The sequence below is a fragment of the Nonomuraea sp. NPDC051941 genome, from assembly GCF_044593615.1.
This window is the reverse complement of sequence record NZ_JBIUCF010000043.1, coordinates 113,838-130,993: the sequence shown is the minus strand read 5'-3', so window position 1 is coordinate 130,993 and position 17,156 is coordinate 113,838. Positions and strand designations below refer to the sequence as shown.

Below are 17,156 nucleotides of genomic sequence, written 5' to 3'. Positions count from 1 at the left end.
CTGGCGTTGTCGGGGCCGGGGGAGCACATCGTGGTGCAGCCGCTGGGCGGCGGTGGGCGGGCGGGGGGGGGGGGGGCCGGGGGGGGGGGGGGGGGGGGGGCGGCCCGGCCCCCCCCCCCCCCCCCCCCCCCCCCCCCCCCGGCGGGTTCACAGGGTGCGGGGAATGCCGTTCTCGTCGCGCTCCACGCGCACGAGCTGGGCGAGCTGGTAGTCATGGGTGAAGGTGCGGCCGTCCTCGGTCATCCGGACCCGGATGTACGGCTCGCCGGTGTTGACCGTGAAACCGTGGCCGGTCACCTCGCCGACCGGGGTGTCGGTGCCGACCGCGCCGTTCATCTGCCAGCGGGTGGCGACCGGGCCGTGCAGCGGGAACCCGAACCGGCCGCCGGGCACCCGGTGCTCGAGCGTCACGGCGCGGTCGCTCCAGTCGTCGCGGCGCAGCAGCGCGGTCAGGTTGCCGCCGGTCGAGACGGTCCCGGCGGTGATCCGCACGGTGATGGTCCTGGCGGTGATCCGGGAGACGACGCCCGTACGCCACGCCAGGCCGGAGGCGGAGTCGTTGTCGGCGGTGGCGAACCGCAGCTCGTCGTTGTACTCGACCTTGTCGAAGTCGATCGGGTCGCCGTCGCGCAGCGCCGCCTGCGGCAGGCCGTGGCTGTCCGCGGCCCGCTCGCACGTCTCGCAGGGCCGCATCTGGTCGATCTGGTCCTTCCAGTCGCCGTCGGCGAAGAACGCGATCATGCGCCCGCACAGCGTCTTCCATGCCTCGTCCGGGCGGGCGATGTGCTTCTTCGTCGCGCTGAAGGTGCGGCAGTAGACCCGGATGGTGGCCGCCAGGCGCTGCGGGTCGGGCATCGGCACCGGGGTGGCGGTCGCGGTGATGGTCATGGTTCTCTCCTGGAATCCGTAAGGTCCGCAATACCTTCTAATAGCCTGATATTACAGCTTATTTATTAGAGGATCAAGAGGAGGGGCCGGCCAGGTTGCCCAGGCGCGGCCCCGCCCGCATCGCCTGCTACAGCCGCAGGCCGTCCAGCTTGGCGGTCGTGTCCGCCAGCCGCCAGAACTCCGCCCTGGCCAGGATTGCGACGTACGGCTCGCCCGGCGGCGCCGGCCGCGGCTCCTCATACGCCTCCAGGCCGGTGCTGTACCAGGCGGTCACCGCCTCGTCGTTGATGGCGTTGAGGTGCTCGAGGATCGCGTCGGCGGTGTCGCTGGTGAAGTCGGCGAGGGTCCACACGGCGGCCTCGGACTCCAGCACCTTCCACAAGATGACCCGCTCGAGGCGGCCGTCCTCGCGGGCCGCGCGGGACAGCGGGTTGGCGGTGGCCTCCCACCGGGCGCCGGCCTCGAGGTGGGTGGCGTTGAGCACGTCGGCGACGAGGGCCAGGACGCGCAGCGCGGGGGTGGCGATCAGTGGCTGCATGAACGACTCCGAAGATCAGAAGAGGACGCCGGGCGCTGTGCGGCGCCCGGCCGGGACGGTCAGGAGAAGGTGCGGTACTCGTCGGTGCGCAGGAACTTGGCGACCTCGCGCAGGAACAGGCGGGCGGCCTTGGCTTCCAGGGCCTGCCGGGATCGGTACACCGACCCGAGCCCGTTGGAGTACACGTGGTCGGTCAGATCAACCAGCGTGCGCAGGGCCTTGGTGTGCTCGGCGTCGGCGGCCTCGCGGATGGTCTTGCCCTCCCGCATCACCGCCCAGGCCACGGCGCGGGCGTGCACCTGCAGGAACTGATCGAGCATGAGGCTGTCCAGGTTGTCCACGAGGCTGCGGGCCATGCCGTACCCGCTGGCCTTTTCGGTGATCTTGCGAATCTCCCCGTCGGCGCCGTCGGCCAGGTCGAGCATCTCGTTGATGGCTCCGGCGAAGAATCGCTCCATCGCGGCGTCCTTCTCCAGTTCCGTCAGCTTCGCCGCCGCGTCGCAGCGGGCCATGGCCGCCTTTACGTAGCGGGCCTCGTGGTCGGTGCGGCTGAAGGTGGCGGGGATGAAGGCGTCGCTTGGGGTCAGCTCGCGGAGCATGGCGCGCAGTTCGTCCTTGCTCGCGGCCCCGGCCGCGGTCTTGACGGCCGCCTCCTTCTGCTCGGCGACCGCGCGCTCGAGGTCGGGCTTCTGGAGAGTGAGCGCCACGGCGGCGGGCGACCACTCGAGGGCGCTGTCAAGGTCGATGCGGGGGAAGTCGGTGGCGGGGATCATTCGGGGTCCTCCTGGAATCTTGAGCAAGGGCCGCAATCCCTTGCGGGTCTCTACGGGTCGGGAAACGGGGGAGGGGACGAAAATGCGGCCCCCTCCCCGGGGTTGGTCAGCGGGCGACGATGCCGTGGAAGTGCTGGGCGATCGCCGAAAGCAGGTCGGCCGCGTCGTCCCGGACCTGGCCCGCCAGGTCGTCCAGCGGGAACCGCTGCGGGTAGTTGAAGTGGGCCCCCGCGAGCAGGTCGTAACCCGTGCACAGCACGACACCGGCGAGCTTCCGGTCGCCGACCCGCAGGCCCCGCAGCCCGTGGCCGCTCTGGTCCGGGCCGCTGACCGGGCCGAGGCTGATCATCACGTCGTACCGGTCGGGGCAGCCGAAGTAGGCGGGCTGCACGCATACCTTGCCGTTGTCGCCGAAGTCGTACATCGCGTACGAGAGGCTCTTGTAGAGGTGGAAGGTCGCGGTGTGCGTGTCGCTGAAGGTGATGGTCGTGACGGCCATGGCGGGAACCTGCCTTAAGAGGGGGGCGCAATTTCTTTCTATGTCCTGATATTACAGTCTATTTATGACGAGTCAAGGGTGAGATGGCCGGCAACCCCCGCCCGTGAGGTCGCCGGCCCGGGCCGGTCAGCCCTCGGCGCCGGCCCCCGCCTCGACGGCGCCGAGGTCCAGCTTCAGTCCCCACTCCTCTGGCCCGATGTCAGCCACGACCACGGTCACGTTGTCCGGGCCGCCGGCCTCGAGCGCCGCCTGCACGAGGAGGTCCCGCGCCCGCTCGGCCGTGTCCGCCCTTGCGAGGATGGCCGCGATCGCCTCCTCCTCGACGTAGCCGTCGAGGCCGTCGCTGCACAGCAGTAGCCGCCGCACCGGGTTGGGGTCGTCCAGGTCAAGGCTCTCCAGCTCGGGGTCCCCGCGTCGGGCGTGGCGGAGGATGAGGTGGGGGTCGTCGGGCGGGTTGTGCGGCTGGGTGATCCGGTGGACCGCGTTGGCGCTGTCGCACGCCCAGGCGTTGGAGTCGCCGACCCAGGTCACGTCCACCCATGCTGCGGCCCCGGTGGGCAGGACCTCGTTGGACACGACCGCGATCAGCAGCGTGGTGGTGCTGGGGTCGTCCTCGAACTTGCCCTCGAGGGCGCTCCGCGCCACCTTGCAGGCCAGCAGGGGGTAGCCGGTGTGCGCGGCCGTGGTGGCGGCCACCTCGACCGCGACCAGCGCGGCGCCCCCGCCGTCCGGGTCGGAGCCGACGCCGTCGCCGAGGACGAGCGCCGTGTGCTCGGCGCCGACGACCACGGCGACGTGGTCTTGGTTCTCGCCCCGGCGCAGCCCCGGGTGTGTGGCGTAGGAGATGACGCCGGTCGGGATGGTCCGGGTTACCCGGAGGGTGCCGGGGGGCAGCTCGTCGGCCGCCAGCTCGGACAGCAGGCGGGTGTCGGGGGTTGTGGTCATCGGGCGCCTCCTTGGGGCCGTAGAAACGATCACAGGGACAGAAGTCGGGGAGGGGGCGCCCGCCCCGGGGAAACGGGGCGGGCGGCCGGGCGGGCTAGGTGAGGGCGCGGAGCGCGTCCTTGGAGCCGGGTTCGACGGGTACGGCCGCGAAGCGGCCAGGCGTGAACGGCTCGGCGGGGTCGGTGAGCCGGTGGGGCTCGACCGTCACCTCGTGCCGGTCGCGGTCGTAGCCGCGGGCCGCCGCCCACCGGTAGACGGTCTCGATGTCGTCGTTGGTGGGCGCGTCGTCGTACGGGCCGAACGGCACCGCGCCCTGCGGTTCATCGCCGTTGTGGAGTTCCGCAATGAGCACGAACACGCCGGTCACCACCCTTCCGGGCAGAAGCGGAGCCCGCAGGCGACCAGCTCCAGGTGGGTGGCCAACTCTTCGCCGTGCCGGTCCTCGATCGCGTCGCGCAGGCCGGTCTGCAGCACCGGCCGCCAGGCCGGGTCAGGCAGGCCGAGCAGGATGTCGGCCACGACGTCGCCCGCGACCGTCTCGACCGAGCCCGCGCCGCCGAGGCGCTCGCGGTAGAGGCGGTGCAGGGCGCGGGCCCGGCGGCGGGCGGCGCGGGTCTTGCTCGGGGTGTGCTGGTACAAGGAGGGTCCCTTCGATGGGGGCCGCCCCCGCCCGGGTCACGGGCGGGGACGGCCTGGGAATGATGCCGGTTAGAGCGGGTAGCGTCGCTGGCCACGCTTGCGCGTGATCAGGAAGAAGGCCCCGGCGCCGACCGCGATGATCGGAACGAGGACGGTGAACACGGCGGCGACCGCCGTGCCGAACCCGGCCCCGTCGTTGTCCCGCTCGCTGGCAAGCTGGTAGGCCAGCCAGGCGGGGATCTGGTCGGACGGCGCGACCTGTACGGGGGCCGCCTGCGTTGCACTGGCGACGGGGGAGGCGTCCAGCGTCGGGGTTGCGTCCTGCGGGGTGTCCGCGGGCTGCTGGACGATCACCTGCGGCGCGGGCTGCTGCGCCTGGGGTGCCGGTTCCTTAACCGTCTTGGTGACCGTCGGCCGAGGGGTGGCCTTGGCCGACTTGGTCGCCGTCGCCTTAGGCGTGGCCGTGACCGTCTTGGTAACGGTGGGCGTGGGGCTCGGCGTCGGGGTGCCCGTCGCCGTGGCCTCCTTGGTCTGCTCCGGGGTGGGGGTGGCGGTGACCGTCTCGGTAACGGTCGGGGTCGCCGTCGGCGGGGTGACCGCCGTAACCGCCACCTCGGCCAGGGTGTCGCCCTTGGCCGACATGAGCGCTACCTGGAACGCGCCGGAAGCGTCCGGCACGTAGTTGCCGCCGAACGACACCTGCCCGCACATCGGGCCGGGGTCGCCCATGGCGACCTTCACCGTTGCCCCGCCCGGGGTGCGCACCTGAAGGGAGGGCGCGCAGACCCCGTCGGTGGTGGCGGTCACCGTGATGGTCGTGCCGACCTTCGCGGTGGTGCCCGCCGTGGGGCTGGTGATGGTTCCCACCGGCGCGCTGGCGTGTGCGCCGGGGGCGACGGTCAGGGCCGTGGCCACGGCCGCGACCGTCAGGGCAATAGCCCGGGTCATTCCCATTCGTTCCTCCTGGATCTCGGCGAGGGCCGCAATCCCTCGCACTCCTCAGATATTACAGCTTATTTATGACGTGATCAACGCCTGGTTGGAACTTCGCCACAGAACGTCACGAGAGGTGCTCTCTTGGCCGTGCGCCGGCCCCGCGTGTAGGCAGGGGGCCGGCCCGCCTCTGCTGTCCGCAGCCGACCGCCCGCGACGTGCGCCAACCGCGACTTCCCTGTGTCATAAATAAGCTGTAATATCAGGAGAACCGGAAGGGGATGCGGCCCCTATCGACTACCAGGAGAAACCATGATCACCCTTGTCTCGAGCAAGCCCAGCGCCATTAAGGCCCCGCCCGCCGCCTGGGCCGACCGGCCCGCCATCCACGGCCACTGGGCCGCCGAGCGCGAAGAAGCACGCGCCACCTGGCTCGACACCCTCACCGAGGACGAGGCCGACAACCTGGAGTGGTACGGCCACCCTTGCGGCGACATCCATGGCATCGACGGCCCCGCCGCCCCGTGCACGTGCTGAACGTGGCAGCCACGGCGACCGGCGAGCACCCCGCTCGCCGGGCCCCCGGTGCCAGCCCCGCCTGCTGGGTCTGCGGGGACACCGACCCGGCGATCTTGGAAGACGCGCGCACCGCGTGCTGCAACGAGGATCCCGTGGCCTATACCTGCCCCGACTGCGGAGGCGACATCTACTACCTGCCCGACGGCACCAAGCCCGACTACTGCCCGTACTGCTGACACCGCATCGAACGAAAACGCGGCCCCCTCGCGGGGATCGCGCCCCGCGCCCCACGGCAGACCAGGGCGAATCCTCCCCAAGAGGACTTCCCATCGAAATAAATAAGCTGTAATATCAGAGGAGTTGGAAGAAAGCGCGGCCCCCGCGCTTTCTGTACCGGCGGGGGATTGCGGCCCCCGCCCCGATCCAGGAGGAACCATGACCAAGCGCGCGGCCGACCTCGTCAACGCCTACGCCGACGGCGACAAGGCCACCACCCACGCCCTCCGACTCACCGAGATGTCCCTCGGCGAGCCCGCCACCTACCCGCTCATTCGCGCCGCCGCCGCCAACGCCCGCGACCACTACGCCATCTGGGCCGAGCTCATGGGCCGGGAGGCTGTCGCCGAGGAGATCCGCGCCCTTGGCCGCATCGTCCGCCTGTACCTCGACAGCCTGGCGGACGCGCGCATCCACGCCCTGGCCATCGAGCAGGGCTTTCCCGCCGACTCGGTCGGCCACGTCAGCGCCGACGCGCTGCGGCTGTGGCTGAACACCGCATATGCCGAGGACAACCCCCAGCGCGCCCACGTCCTGAACAAGGCCTTGGAGCGCCGCGACGAGCACATCGCCAAGCGCGCCGCCCTGATGGCCGCCAAGTCCGCGCCCGGCGTGGTGATCATCGCCACCTTCTCCTGACCGCCCCGGCCCCCGCCCCACCGGGCGGGGGCCCCGACCAGCCGAAGGTGCGACCACCAGCATGCTCCTCATCCCCGAGCCCGCCCCATTCGAGCTCATGATCGGCGACTGGACCTTCGCCCTCACCGCCCGCCAGGTCGCGCGCCTCCGCGACGCCTACGACGACGTGGCCATCGAGGGCCCCGGCATCGTCCGCTGCATCCCGATCACCCTCGCCTGTGCCCTGCACGTCGAGGGCCGCCACGACGGCGGCCGGATCACCGTCTGGCATCGCGGCCAGCCGACCAGCTCGTGGGCCACCACCCCGTACGGCGACCTCCTCAAGGTCGCCGCCGTGTTCAGCAACGCCCTCCGCTAACAACCCGCCCCGGCCGCCGCTATGGCGGCCGGGGCCTCGACCGACGGGAGAACCCGCACCTCATGACCACGAACACCATCGACAGCGACACCTTGCTCAAGGCCTTCGCCATCATGGAAAAGGGCAAGGCCGACGAGGACGGCTGGGAGACCAACCCCCAGCTCACCACCTTCGCCCTCGACGACACATTGCGCATCACCGAGGTCAGCCCGTGGGCCTGGACCTGCCTCATTAGAGGCGTGCTCGGCCCCGCCGACGCCACCGGCGACCCCACCACCGACCTCGCCCGCTACGCCGACCGCGTCGAGCCGCTCAAGGACTTCCTGGCCGTCGCACTGCTGTACCAGACCGATTACGACTACTCCGCGGACCGGTCCGGCAGCCGAGTCGTGATCGCCGTCGACGTGCGCGGCACCTGCTATCGCATCGAACGCCGCGAGGGCGACGACGAGCCGAGTATGGCCGAGCTGGTCAACCTCGACGCTGACGAGCTCCTGCCCATCGTCAACCGTATCGCCGACGCGCTGCGCGGCGGCCCCGCCCAGACCGAGAACTAGCGACCCGCCGCCCCGCCTATCCGGGCGGGGCGGCCCGTACCCCTGGAGGACCACGGTGGCAGACCAGACCACTCCCACCGCGCCGGCCAACCCCGGCGCCGGCGGCCACCCTGCCGGCCAGCAGCTCACCCTGCCGCCCGGCGTGACCCCCGACCGCTACCGCGTCGACGCCAACCGTGTCGCGTACGCCCACCCGGACCACGACCCCGACCTGCTCGTCTACATCGAGCAGCGGGAGGTGACGGGCGACTACTTCATCTCCCAAGACACATGGTCGGGGGCGCCGATGTGGAACTTCACCCTGGGGGACTGGGCATACCCCCACCTCGACGACTCCTACGACGAGCGCCACTACGAGCGGCCGCTCGACGAGGCGATCGCCAGGGGCCGCGCCATCGTCGACCTCGACGAGGCCGCCTCATGAACACCGCCACCATGCTCGGCCTCGCACCACTGGCCCACCTCGTCGGCGACTACCTCCTGCAGAGCGACTACATGGCCCAGGGCAAGGTCGAACGCTGGTGGCCAGCCATACTCCACGGCATCGCCTACATGCTGCCGTTCCTCGTCCTCACCCGAGCGCCCGCCGCGTTGCTCGTGATCGGCGGGACGCACATCCTCATCGACCACTACCGGGCCGCCGCGTACGTGATCTGGGCGCGTAACCACCTCGCGCCCCGCCGCCGCCAGCGCCCCTCGTGGGCAGAGTGCCGCGACAACAACGGCTCCGCGCCCGACACGCCCGCCGGTCTCGCCCAAGCGCTGCGCATCGTCGCGGACAACACCCTCCACATGGTCATCAACGCCGCCGCACTCGTCTGGCTTGCCTGACTCCCGGCCGCAACCGGGCCTCGAGGGCGCGGGCCGGCCACCTTCCTCCTGAGGTGGCCGGCCCCCGCCCTTTCTCGTCGGCCAGGCCAAAGACGACTTCCCATCGCAATAAATAAGCTGTAATATCAGAGCATAGAGAGTTTAAGCGGCCCCTTGGAAAGGTGGAGGGAAACATCATGCAGGTCTGGATCCTGGAGTACGGCAACAGCGACGTCCACTTCCGGGCGGGCGTCTACCTCGCCCCGGAGGGCGAGACCACCCCTCCCGAGAACGCCCAGAAGGCTTTCGACGCCAAGGTCGCCGAGGAGTTCGACCGCCTCGGCATGAAGGCTGCCATCACGACGACGGAGGAGGGCCGGCTGATCGTCGCAGGGGACGCCAACGCCGACCGCGACACCTACGTCATGCTCGCCCTCGAGCCGGTCCAGACCGGCGACTAACCCACCGCCAGCCACAGGGGGCGGGGCCGTACCACCACGGTACGGCCCCGCCCCTTTTCCATGCTCGACGGCGGCCGGGGACATTAGCGACGAAACCCGCCATCCTCCCTCGCGATCAAACCCGCACCCCATCGGGGGAGGAGCGCCCGTGAAGACCATCCGCGCCGCCAACTACACCCGCGGCCGCCTCGGCGGCATCCGCGTCGTCGTGATCCACACCATGGAGGTCGGCGAGGCCTCGAACGCGGCCGAAAACGTCGCCGCGTATTTCGCGCGGCCCGGCACCCAGGCGTCGGCGCACATCTGCGTCGATAACAACAGCGCGGTCCGCTGCGTCGATGACCAGCACACGGCCTGGGCCGCGCCCGGCTGCAACAGCGACGGGCTCCAGCTCGAAATGGCCGGGCGCGCCGGCCAGACCGCCTCTCAGTGGAAGGACGCCTACAGCACTGCGCTGCTCAACAACGCCGCCGAGATCGTCGCCGACTGGTGCAAGACCTACGGCATCCCCGTCAAGCACCTCACCCAGGCCGAGCTGCGCGCCGGCAAGAAGGGCATCATCGGCCACGTAGACGCCTCCAAGGTCTACAAGAGGTCGAACCACTGGGATCCGGGCCCCAACTTCCCGTGGGATCACTTCCTCCAGCTCGTACGCGGCCACCTCAACGGCACCGGCGGCAGCAAGGCGGACGACACCACCCCCATCCGCAAGCCGAACACCAGCGGCGCGCCGGCCTGGCCGGGCCGACTGCTCCAGTACAAGCCCGGCAAGCCCCTCATGACCGGCGCCGACGTGAAGACGTGGCAGGAGCGGCTCAAGTCCAAGAAGTACACCCTCGTGGTCGACGGCAAGTTCGGCCCCATGACCTCGGCCGCGACGAAGGTGTTCCAGCGCGCCGAGAAAGTGCCGGTCGACGGGACCGTCGGCCCGGCGACGTGGGGCGCCGCGTGGTGAACCCCTCCCTGCAGGCCGCTCTCGTGGCAGCCGCGTTCGTGGCCGTCGCCTGGCTGTGCCCGCCGCTGGCGTGGCTGTACGTCGCCGGCCTGCTGATCCTCACCCTCGCCAGCGTCGCCACCCTGTTTTGGCCGAACCCCAAGCCGTTCCTGCGGCTCCTACGGCTGCTCGAGCTGGCCGACACCGACCCCACCACAACGGAGGACCCCCGATGACCGCCGCCCCCCAGCCGCCCGCCCCCTCGCAGCGCCGCCGGCGCAACGGCCCCGTCGAGGCGCTCCTGCACATCTACGCGGGCGTGGCGGCCGCGCTGTGCCCGATGATGTGGGCCGCGATCGTGTGGCCCAAGAGCCCGCTCGCGCTCATGACCGCCGCCGTCGTCGGCTGGGTCCTCGGCCTGTTCTATGTCCTTGTGCGCGCCGACACCGGCCGCATCACCGCGGGCGAACCGCGGCCGCGGCTGAGGGGCGACGCCCACCTCCACGCCGGCGGCGTGACCATCACCTGGAGCGGCGTCCAGAGCGCGATGGACCCCGACGAGGCCGATCGAATGGCCGACCAGCTCCGCGCCCTGGCGGCCGAGGCGCGCAAGACCTCGGCGGCCAGGCAGACGGGTTAGAGCAGGACGGCGAGCGTTGCCAAGGTGGCGGCCGCGCCCGCGGCCGCCCCCGCCAGGGTCTGCGCCGGGGTGTGGTCGCCGAGCACCGCCCGCGACCAGCCGATCAACCCCACCGCGGCCGCGCCGAGCACGCCCACCACGTACATCCAGCCGCCCGGCAGCACCGCGGCGACCATCACGAAGCTGCCTGCAGCCACCGCGGTGTGAAAGCTGATCTTCCACCCGGCCACGGTGATCGGGCCGAGCACGGCGAGCGTGGCCAGCATGATGGCCACGCAGGCAACCATCACCTGCGGCGCGCCCAGCACCACCAGCAGGGCGAGCGCGACCACGACCAAGACAACGATGATGACGATCAGCTTCGGCCGCTGGGACCTCTCGGTGATGTGGTGGTTCCCGAACCGGCCCGACTTCACCCCGGCCGCGATCACAGCCGCCGGGATGCCGCCGCACAACACCGCGGCGATTACGGCCCAGCCGACCCCTGCCCATCCGCCGGTGATCGCCCCGACAAGCAACGGCAGCCCGATCACGAAGTTCTTCGGCGCCAGCGCCTCCGTCACGAAGCGGGCGACGGCGTTCTCTCCGCGCTGGTCTGTCCGAACGCCTCCGCTACCTGCCGCAGCCACGCTGTTTCCCTTTCGATGTTGCCGGCGAAGTCAGGGCCGGGGATTTCTCCTGCTGGGGTGTCCGTTCCTTGACCGGCGCGGGCCGCCTCGAGGGACGAGCGCAGCCACCTGGCAACCTCGCGCGGGTCTTCGCTGGCGGGCGCCGCGGCCACCGCGGTCAGCGCGAGCATCCCGTCACGAATCTCCACCACGCGCCGCACCCGCCGGGTGTGTAGCGTCCCCTTCATGCTGAGCGCCACATCGGGGAACAGAGCCGTGAGTGCAGCCCACAGCGGCCGCAACTCCCGCAGAGCACGAATTTCGCGGATCCGGGCCGCGCCGGCTCGCCATGCCGGAATCGACGTTCCCGCCGTGATGCCGACGATGCAGACGAGCAATGTGGCCTGGCCGAAGACGTCGTTTTCCTGCCAGCTCGTGTTCGGGTTGACCAGGTGCGCCACGTTGACGGCCATCACTTCGGCGCGGTTGATCACGCCGGCGACCATGCTGATCGTGGAAAGGACCAGTCCGACGCGCAGCAGCGGCGGCGCCATCCGGGAGTAGCTGGCGAACAGGTAGCCGGCCGCCGTCAAGCAGATCATCAGCCACGAGTCGAAAACCGCCAAGTAGACGCGCCCCTGCCAGGCGGTCTCACCAGGCGCGTATGCGCCGTCCATCCAGTAGATGCGGCCGCCCCGCGCCAGAAACATCGCGGTCAGGACCGCCATGAACACCGCGGCGGTCGGCCAGATCCAGCGGGCGCGGGAGGGGCGGGTACCGCGAGTGATCGCCTCAACGTAAGCCAGCAGGCTGGTGGCGCTCGCCAACCCGGTCAGGTGGCGGAGCAGAGTAGCCAGCTCGGTCTGGGTGGCGGCGTCCAGCCAGGCGACGACCGGAGCCGCCGTGAATACCCGGCTCATGGCCAGGCCGGTGAACGCGCCCCACAGCATGCGCTGGCTATGGGAGTGCATCGCTGGCCGAATGCGGGAGATTGCCGCCCCCCACAGCAGGGCCATGGCTAACCAGTCAACAACGCTCACACGCTGCTCCTTACTCGTATCCGAATGTTTGCCGGAGCCGCCGCAGTCCTTCGTCGCCGGCGTTTTCGTCGTCGGGTGGTTCGTTCGCCCTCATGAGGAGGAGCGTGGCGAGCCGTTCGGCGTCGCGTTCCTCGGTGGACTCGTATCGGCTGCGGCCGGCCACGCGGTTCGCGCCTCCCCCGAGCACCGGCCCTAGTAGGCGGCTGAGCGCCATCTCGACGCTGCCGGCGACTTTGCCGTGGTCGAGCAGCATGTGCGAGACCTCATGCAAGATGATCTGCACCCGCAGGAGGCCGCGGGCGCCGGGTGCAACGAAGATGTGGTCGCTGTCTTCGCTGGAGATCCACAACCCGTTGACCACGCCCGTTGCGCTGTCGGGCAGGTCATGGACGAAGAGGCGGCGGCCGCGGATCCCCCGGACAAGTTTCAGGTATGCCAGGAGATCGAACGGCTGGGGGACTGGCGCCGTCTCCAAAGCCGCCACAAGATCGGGGTTCAGCCGCACCTTTGGGACCTTTCCGGGCAGGCTGGACAGCCTACCCCGGCCCCCGCCCGCTGGCTTCTACAGATCGTCTAGATTTCGTCCTCGTCCGGGTGCCTGCCCTCGGCCGCGAGCATGGTCTCCACCATCTGCTCGACCGCGTCCAGGGAGAAGTCCTTCTTCAGGCCGGTCATGCGTTCGGCGATGTTCTGCACGCGGAGACTGCTCACGCCTTGCCGTATTCGCTCGATCTGGGCCTGTTCCTCAGGGCTCAGCGGTGGCTCCGGTGGTTCATCCCCAGCGAGCCAGCCGACCGTCACGTCCAGCACCTGGGCCAATCCGGTCATGATTTCCAGCGACGGATTGGTTGCGTCGCCCTTGCGCAGTTGGCCGACATAGGCGTGCGTGGCTGATACGCCTGCCCTCTTCAACGCTCGTGCTGCTGCCCGGTCAGACAGACCTTTCCTCTGCAACGCCTCAGCCAGCCGCTCGGCCAAAGTCGCCACCGTACCTACCCGCCTTCCGGGGAAACGCACCCAAACCAGGTTGGACGCCTACAGTACACACAAGACGCCACGTGGTTCCCGGTAGTTGACAAATTAGGCCACAAGCGATCGAATCGTCTGCCGCACGTGGAAACCGGTAAGCACCACATCCCCATGGAGTCATCTCCCTCCGCATATGGAGTCCAGCCTTGAACGATCGCGACGACGACCCGAGCGCTGATCTGCTCCTGGAGTTCTACCTGCAAGCCACCTACAACCCCGGCGACCCGTTCGCGTTCCTACGGGCCGTCGAGCGCCGCATCGAGGAGAACACCAACGAACGGCGTATCCTCGAGCAGATCCATGACCTGGAGATAGCCCGCCTGCACGACATGCGGGACGCGACCGGCCAGCGCATTCACCACATGAAGAACATCGCCGGCCAGCTCGACAAGTCGATCGCGTACGTGTCCAAGAGCAAGAAAGCCGCCGACCCGGCGACCCTCGCGGCTATCGTCGGCAACGAGACCACCCGCCTGCGGATGGTGGCCGCCTCCCCTGAGGTGCCGCCCGCCGTCCGGGTCAAGGCCCGCGAACGGGCGGAGCTGCTCACCCGCGCCATGCAGCGGCTCCTGACCCGCTTCGTGTCCGGGGCCGCCGCGGCGATCGGAAGCTTATGGATCACCGGTAAGGCGGTGGCTGTCGTCAAGTCCGTGGCCGGGGGAGCGGGCGCCGGCGGAAGCCTCGCGGCTGGTAGCAGCGCACTCGTCCCGGTCGCCGGCAGCGGCGGCCTCCTTGCCGGCGGCGCGCTCAGCGGCGGCCTGGTCAGCGGGGGCGGTGGCATGCTGGCCGGCGGCGGCCTGGCGGCCATCGCCACTCAGGCGCCCGCCATCGTGCAGGCCGGGGTTCTGGCCGTCGGCACGTACGCCGTGGGCGCGCCCGTGGTGACCCAGCTGATCACTCCGCCGCCGGCCGTCATCTCCATGCCCGCTCCCGCCAACTACGAGCCCGACCCTCTCCCGAGCCTCTACATCACGGACCTGCCGAGTCCCACGCCTACGCTCACGGACATCGGGATCACGGAAACACCGACGCCCACCCCCGCGGACGTTGCCATCGTGACGCACCGGCCAACACCGGTCACCTCGACGGCGCGCCCGACAGTGACCGCTGCGCCGTCGACGTCTGTGGCGAGCGCCGCCACGATCAAGCCGTCCGCCACGACGGCGCAGCCGACCAAGAGCCCCGGGCCGATCGCGTCCGGCGTCGCGAGCGTCACGCCGTCGGCCTCGGCCACCGCCGAACCCAGCGTGGTGCCCACCACACAGCCGCCGGTCACGGGGACGCCGACGGTCGTGGGGCCCACGCCGACGCCGACGAACACCGTCGAGCCGCCCCCGAGCCCGACGACGACACCCACGCCCACCAGCTCGCCCACCAGCGAGCCTTCCGCGTCCCCCTCCGTCACACCCACCCAGCAGCCCACGGCCGACCCACCGCCGACATGGGAGCCCTCCCAGTCGCCGAACCCCACCCCACCCCCCACCGCCCCAGACCCGGGCACCGTGCCCGACATGGGCGCGACCTTCGGCCCGCAGCCGGGCGGCCCCGACCAGAACAGCAGGCTCGGAACGGTAGTGCCCGTCGGCGGCGCGCTGCTCGGTCTTGTCTCCATGCCCGCCGCCGGCTGGTGGTACGACAGAACCACGACGTCGAGGAGGTTCTCCTGAACGCCGCCCACCACGCCCTCGATTGGCGTGCCGATCCGCTCGTTGACCGGGCCGCCCACGCCCCCGAGCGTGACCTTGACCCTGTGGCCTCGGCGATCGCAGGCTGCGACGTGCACCGGGCGCGCTGCAGGTGCCGTCGCTTCGACGGGCCCCAGGTAGACGACGGCAACGAGCTCTGGCGGGCATTTTCCACGCACATGCGCGACGTGCAGGCCGCTGCTCACGCTGCCCAACACGCCGCCTGAACCCCTACGTTCCCGCCCCGCCACGGGGTGCGCAGACCCCCGGCTTCATCGCCGAACCGGGGCGGGGGCGTAGGTCACTCCACGCGGTACTGCTCCATCTCGGCAAGCTTCTCCTCGCTGGCAACCCGCAAGAACCACCCGCTCTCCCGTGGGCGCTGGTGCAACAGCACCCGCTCCAGTCGCGGTTCCAGTTCCCATACGTCGGCCAAGTCCGCGAAGGGCTCCAGGTCCAAGTCCACGAGGTAGGCGCGCAACGCGAACCGCTGCTTGACCACCTCGACCTCTTGCCGGAGCAGCGGGTGGTACTCCATGACGACTCGGCGCGGTGCCTTATACCGGGCGTACACGCGGGTAATGGTCCACCAGACCAGGTACGGGCTACCCGCCGGATGTACCCACCCGCCGGCGCCGTCGCCGTCGTACGGCCAGTTGCTCAGCCGTACAGGCAGCCGCTCCGCAGGGTCCACACCGCCCATTATCGAACATGTGCGCTACTGATTGCCAAGCTTGTCCGCGGGCGCCGCCGGCCGCTCCGCTGCGGCCAGGGCAGCGCGTAGCTGCTCGACCTGCGCCTCCAATCGGCCGTTCTCGGTTTCCAACCGCTCGATGACCTTCCGGTCGGCATCGGCCGCCCGGGCGCCAGCCTTGGCTTCTTTCTCGTGAGCGCGCTCGAGCCGCTGGAGCTCCTTCTCGTGGTCAGCGCGCAGCCGTGCCGCCTCCTGCCTCAGCAGCGTCACATCGCCTCGCGCGTCCTGCTCGCCCTGCCGGGCGGCCGCCGCGTGCTGCTCGGCAGTCGCCGCCCGCTCGCGTGCCGCGGTGACCTCGCTCTCGGCCTGTTCCTTTACCCGGTTGGTCTCCGCCTGTGTCTCCTCCCGCATCTGGTCGACGAGCCGTTCGGCGTCGGCCTGCGCGGTCCTGGCGCGCTGGTCAGCCTCGCGTACGGCGGTGGCCGACTCGTCCTTGATCCGTTGCAGGAGCGTCTCGTTCTCCTGGCGGGCCGTTTCGACGCTCGCGGCCGCGCCCTCCTCAGCGTTGCGAGCGCGCTCGTCCGCCTCGCGGATCTTTGCTTCGGCGTCGGCTCGCGTGGTCTCGGCGCCGGCCTGCGCGGTTTCAGCGCGCTGATCGGCCTCGCGTACGGCGGTGGCCGACTCCTCCCGCACCCGCTGCAGGAGCGCCTCGTTCTCGGTTCGCGCGGTCTCGATCCGTGCCTCGGCGTCGGCCCTGGCCTGCTCCACGTCGGCCTCGGCCTGCGCCTTTATCTCCTCGATCTGGCGCTGGGTCTCCTGCAGCACCCGGGCCCGCTCCTCGTTGGCCTCGGCTGTCTCCCGCTCCGCGCGCTCGGCGTCAGCGACCGCCTGGGCGGCCGCGTCGTTGGCCTCCTCGCGTTCCCGCTCCGCGGTCTCCCGGGCGCGCTCGGCCTCGAGCCGGGCTCGCTTCGCCTCGCCGGCCTCCGCCTTGGCTTCCGACACCCGCTGATCGGCGCTGGCCTCGATCGTCTCTACTTCGGCCTCCGCCGCGGCGGGGTTGGCGACGTTGGCCAGTGAGTCCCGGACTTGTTCGAGCGTGGTCGCTGCGGCGAGGATCGAGGTCACCGCGTTGTCCGCTGCGGTGCGGGTGGCGTCGAGCAGGCCGGTCGCGCGTATGCGGTGGGTGGCCACGGGTCGCCCGGGCACCTCCTCGACCTCTTCCGCCTGTGGGGCCACCGGGAGACGGCCGGACTGTGCGGCGGTCCAGGCGTTGCGCGCGTTGTGGATCGTGCCGATCTCCGGATCGGGGTCGGGTAGCTCGCAGTACTCCGGGCGCCGGCCGCTGCCCGCGGTCTTTCCCTTAGCCCGCGGCCGCGTGCAGCGCGAGCCCCACTTCCACTTGCACGTGAGCGGGTCCGGCTCCGGGCCCTGCGCGGCCGGCGCACCCGCTGCGGGCTGTTCGTCCATGTCGTCGGTTCTACACCAGGTCGGCCGCCGGGCCGAGTCGTCCGGGAAAACCTGCCCGAGATTAGATGAATAGATGGAAAGAAAAAAAGAAAAGACGGAAAGAAAGAAAGGAGGAAAGAAAGCTAGAGTCGGCCCGGCGCCCGGGAGGGCCCAGACGGCGCTGAGAGCGCCGGAGAGCGTCGCACCCCCCGTTTGCATCGCCGCCCCCCGGGGGAGCGGCGATC

Annotated in this window: 26 protein-coding genes; 12 read left to right on the top strand and 14 right to left on the bottom strand. The window is 70.5% G+C overall.

From position 1 onward, the window contains the following. Window positions 1–147: 147 nt before the first annotated feature. From ACIHFD_RS49850 to ACIHFD_RS49815, 8 genes are all read right to left on the bottom strand, one after another. Window positions 148–888 (bottom strand): hypothetical protein, encoded by a 741-nt coding sequence (locus tag ACIHFD_RS49850; protein ID WP_397372890.1) that lies wholly within the window; start codon window positions 886–888, stop codon window positions 148–150. Window positions 889–1,015: 127 nt separating this feature from the next. Beyond that, a complete protein-coding gene (locus ACIHFD_RS49845) occupies window positions 1,016–1,426 on the bottom strand; it encodes a hypothetical protein (RefSeq protein ID WP_397372888.1) in 411 nt (136 codons plus the stop codon). Between the two features lie 59 nt (window positions 1,427–1,485). Beyond that, window positions 1,486–2,199, bottom strand: a complete 714-nt coding sequence (locus ACIHFD_RS49840) for a hypothetical protein (protein WP_397372887.1) — start codon at window positions 2,197–2,199, stop codon at window positions 1,486–1,488. Window positions 2,200–2,305: 106 nt separating this feature from the next. Beyond that, window positions 2,306–2,698 carry a hypothetical protein gene (locus ACIHFD_RS49835; RefSeq protein WP_397372885.1) on the bottom strand — a complete coding sequence of 131 codons (393 nt, stop codon included), beginning with the start codon at window positions 2,696–2,698 and terminating at the stop codon, window positions 2,306–2,308. A 126-nt stretch (window positions 2,699–2,824) separates the two neighbouring features. Next, window positions 2,825–3,643, bottom strand: coding sequence for a PP2C family protein-serine/threonine phosphatase (locus tag ACIHFD_RS49830; protein WP_397372884.1), 819 nt, complete (start codon window positions 3,641–3,643; stop codon window positions 2,825–2,827). Window positions 3,644–3,737: 94 nt separating this feature from the next. Further along, window positions 3,738–4,001 carry a hypothetical protein gene (locus ACIHFD_RS49825; protein ID WP_397372883.1) on the bottom strand — a complete coding sequence of 88 codons (264 nt, stop codon included), beginning with the start codon at window positions 3,999–4,001 and terminating at the stop codon, window positions 3,738–3,740. A gap of 5 nt (window positions 4,002–4,006) precedes the next feature. Next, window positions 4,007–4,282, bottom strand: a complete 276-nt coding sequence (locus tag ACIHFD_RS49820) for a hypothetical protein (protein ID WP_397372882.1) — start codon at window positions 4,280–4,282, stop codon at window positions 4,007–4,009. A 69-nt stretch (window positions 4,283–4,351) separates the two neighbouring features. Beyond that, a complete protein-coding gene (locus ACIHFD_RS49815) occupies window positions 4,352–5,278 on the bottom strand; it encodes a hypothetical protein (RefSeq protein ID WP_397372881.1) in 927 nt (308 codons plus the stop codon). A gap of 249 nt (window positions 5,279–5,527) precedes the next feature. Between ACIHFD_RS49815 and ACIHFD_RS49810 the strand changes: the two genes are divergently transcribed. The 11 genes from ACIHFD_RS49810 (at window position 5,528) to ACIHFD_RS49760 (ending at window position 10,409) form a co-directional block, all read left to right on the top strand. After that, a complete protein-coding gene (locus tag ACIHFD_RS49810) occupies window positions 5,528–5,752 on the top strand; it encodes a hypothetical protein (RefSeq protein WP_397372880.1) in 225 nt (74 codons plus the stop codon). 2 nt (window positions 5,753–5,754) lie between these two features. Further along, complete coding sequence (locus tag ACIHFD_RS49805; protein ID WP_397372879.1) at window positions 5,755–5,970, top strand: hypothetical protein; 216 nt, start codon at window positions 5,755–5,757, stop codon at window positions 5,968–5,970. 199 nt (window positions 5,971–6,169) lie between these two features. Then, entirely contained in the window at window positions 6,170–6,649 is a 480-nt protein-coding gene (locus tag ACIHFD_RS49800) for a hypothetical protein (protein WP_397372878.1), read from the top strand. 61 nt (window positions 6,650–6,710) lie between these two features. After that, window positions 6,711–7,007: a hypothetical protein gene (locus tag ACIHFD_RS49795; RefSeq protein WP_397372877.1), complete on the top strand. Its 297-nt coding sequence runs from the start codon at window positions 6,711–6,713 to the stop codon at window positions 7,005–7,007. 62 nt (window positions 7,008–7,069) lie between these two features. Next, window positions 7,070–7,564: a hypothetical protein gene (locus tag ACIHFD_RS49790; RefSeq protein WP_397372876.1), complete on the top strand. Its 495-nt coding sequence runs from the start codon at window positions 7,070–7,072 to the stop codon at window positions 7,562–7,564. 55 nt (window positions 7,565–7,619) lie between these two features. Continuing rightward, window positions 7,620–7,988, top strand: a complete 369-nt coding sequence (locus ACIHFD_RS49785; RefSeq protein ID WP_397372875.1) for a hypothetical protein — start codon at window positions 7,620–7,622, stop codon at window positions 7,986–7,988. Further along, entirely contained in the window at window positions 7,985–8,395 is a 411-nt protein-coding gene (locus tag ACIHFD_RS49780) for a DUF3307 domain-containing protein (RefSeq protein ID WP_397372874.1), read from the top strand. Before ACIHFD_RS49785 ends, ACIHFD_RS49780 begins: the two co-directional genes overlap by 4 nt. Before the next feature lie 176 nt (window positions 8,396–8,571). Next, window positions 8,572–8,835 carry a hypothetical protein gene (locus ACIHFD_RS49775; RefSeq protein WP_397372873.1) on the top strand — a complete coding sequence of 88 codons (264 nt, stop codon included), beginning with the start codon at window positions 8,572–8,574 and terminating at the stop codon, window positions 8,833–8,835. Between the two features lie 148 nt (window positions 8,836–8,983). After that, entirely contained in the window at window positions 8,984–9,790 is an 807-nt protein-coding gene (locus ACIHFD_RS49770; protein ID WP_397372872.1) for an N-acetylmuramoyl-L-alanine amidase, read from the top strand. Next, complete coding sequence (locus ACIHFD_RS49765; RefSeq protein ID WP_397372870.1) at window positions 9,784–10,005, top strand: hypothetical protein; 222 nt, start codon at window positions 9,784–9,786, stop codon at window positions 10,003–10,005. Before ACIHFD_RS49770 ends, ACIHFD_RS49765 begins: the two co-directional genes overlap by 7 nt. Continuing rightward, the gene (locus tag ACIHFD_RS49760; RefSeq protein WP_397372869.1) at window positions 10,002–10,409 is read left to right on the top strand and encodes a hypothetical protein; all 408 of its coding nucleotides are present in this window, start codon (window positions 10,002–10,004) and stop codon (window positions 10,407–10,409) included. Before ACIHFD_RS49765 ends, ACIHFD_RS49760 begins: the two co-directional genes overlap by 4 nt. On the opposite strand, the gene ACIHFD_RS49755 is transcribed toward ACIHFD_RS49760, so the two are convergent. The 4 genes from ACIHFD_RS49755 to ACIHFD_RS49740 all read right to left on the bottom strand — a co-directional run bounded on the left by ACIHFD_RS49755 (window position 10,406) and on the right by ACIHFD_RS49740 (window position 13,035). Next, window positions 10,406–10,972 carry a hypothetical protein gene (locus tag ACIHFD_RS49755; RefSeq protein WP_397372868.1) on the bottom strand — a complete coding sequence of 189 codons (567 nt, stop codon included), beginning with the start codon at window positions 10,970–10,972 and terminating at the stop codon, window positions 10,406–10,408. The two genes, ACIHFD_RS49760 and ACIHFD_RS49755, sit on opposite strands and share 4 nt — an antisense overlap. After that, complete coding sequence (locus tag ACIHFD_RS49750; protein WP_397372867.1) at window positions 10,969–12,057, bottom strand: MAB_1171c family putative transporter; 1,089 nt, start codon at window positions 12,055–12,057, stop codon at window positions 10,969–10,971. The genes ACIHFD_RS49755 and ACIHFD_RS49750 overlap by 4 nt, the downstream gene beginning before the upstream one ends. A 10-nt stretch (window positions 12,058–12,067) precedes the next feature. Beyond that, the gene (locus ACIHFD_RS49745) at window positions 12,068–12,562 is read right to left on the bottom strand and encodes a hypothetical protein (RefSeq protein ID WP_397372866.1); all 495 of its coding nucleotides are present in this window, start codon (window positions 12,560–12,562) and stop codon (window positions 12,068–12,070) included. A gap of 68 nt (window positions 12,563–12,630) precedes the next feature. Continuing rightward, complete coding sequence (locus ACIHFD_RS49740) at window positions 12,631–13,035, bottom strand: hypothetical protein (RefSeq protein ID WP_397372865.1); 405 nt, start codon at window positions 13,033–13,035, stop codon at window positions 12,631–12,633. A 197-nt stretch (window positions 13,036–13,232) separates the two neighbouring features. Here ACIHFD_RS49740 and ACIHFD_RS49735 point away from each other — a divergent pair, with 197 nt between their 5' ends. Continuing rightward, the gene (locus ACIHFD_RS49735) at window positions 13,233–14,753 is read left to right on the top strand and encodes a hypothetical protein (protein ID WP_397372864.1); all 1,521 of its coding nucleotides are present in this window, start codon (window positions 13,233–13,235) and stop codon (window positions 14,751–14,753) included. 319 nt (window positions 14,754–15,072) lie between these two features. On the opposite strand, the gene ACIHFD_RS49730 is transcribed toward ACIHFD_RS49735, so the two are convergent. Both ACIHFD_RS49730 and ACIHFD_RS49725 read right to left on the bottom strand, forming a co-directional pair. Then, the gene (locus ACIHFD_RS49730; protein WP_397372863.1) at window positions 15,073–15,465 is read right to left on the bottom strand and encodes a hypothetical protein; all 393 of its coding nucleotides are present in this window, start codon (window positions 15,463–15,465) and stop codon (window positions 15,073–15,075) included. Between the two features lie 24 nt (window positions 15,466–15,489). Continuing rightward, window positions 15,490–16,932: a hypothetical protein gene (locus ACIHFD_RS49725; protein WP_397372862.1), complete on the bottom strand. Its 1,443-nt coding sequence runs from the start codon at window positions 16,930–16,932 to the stop codon at window positions 15,490–15,492. Window positions 16,933–17,156: the final 224 nt, after the last annotated feature.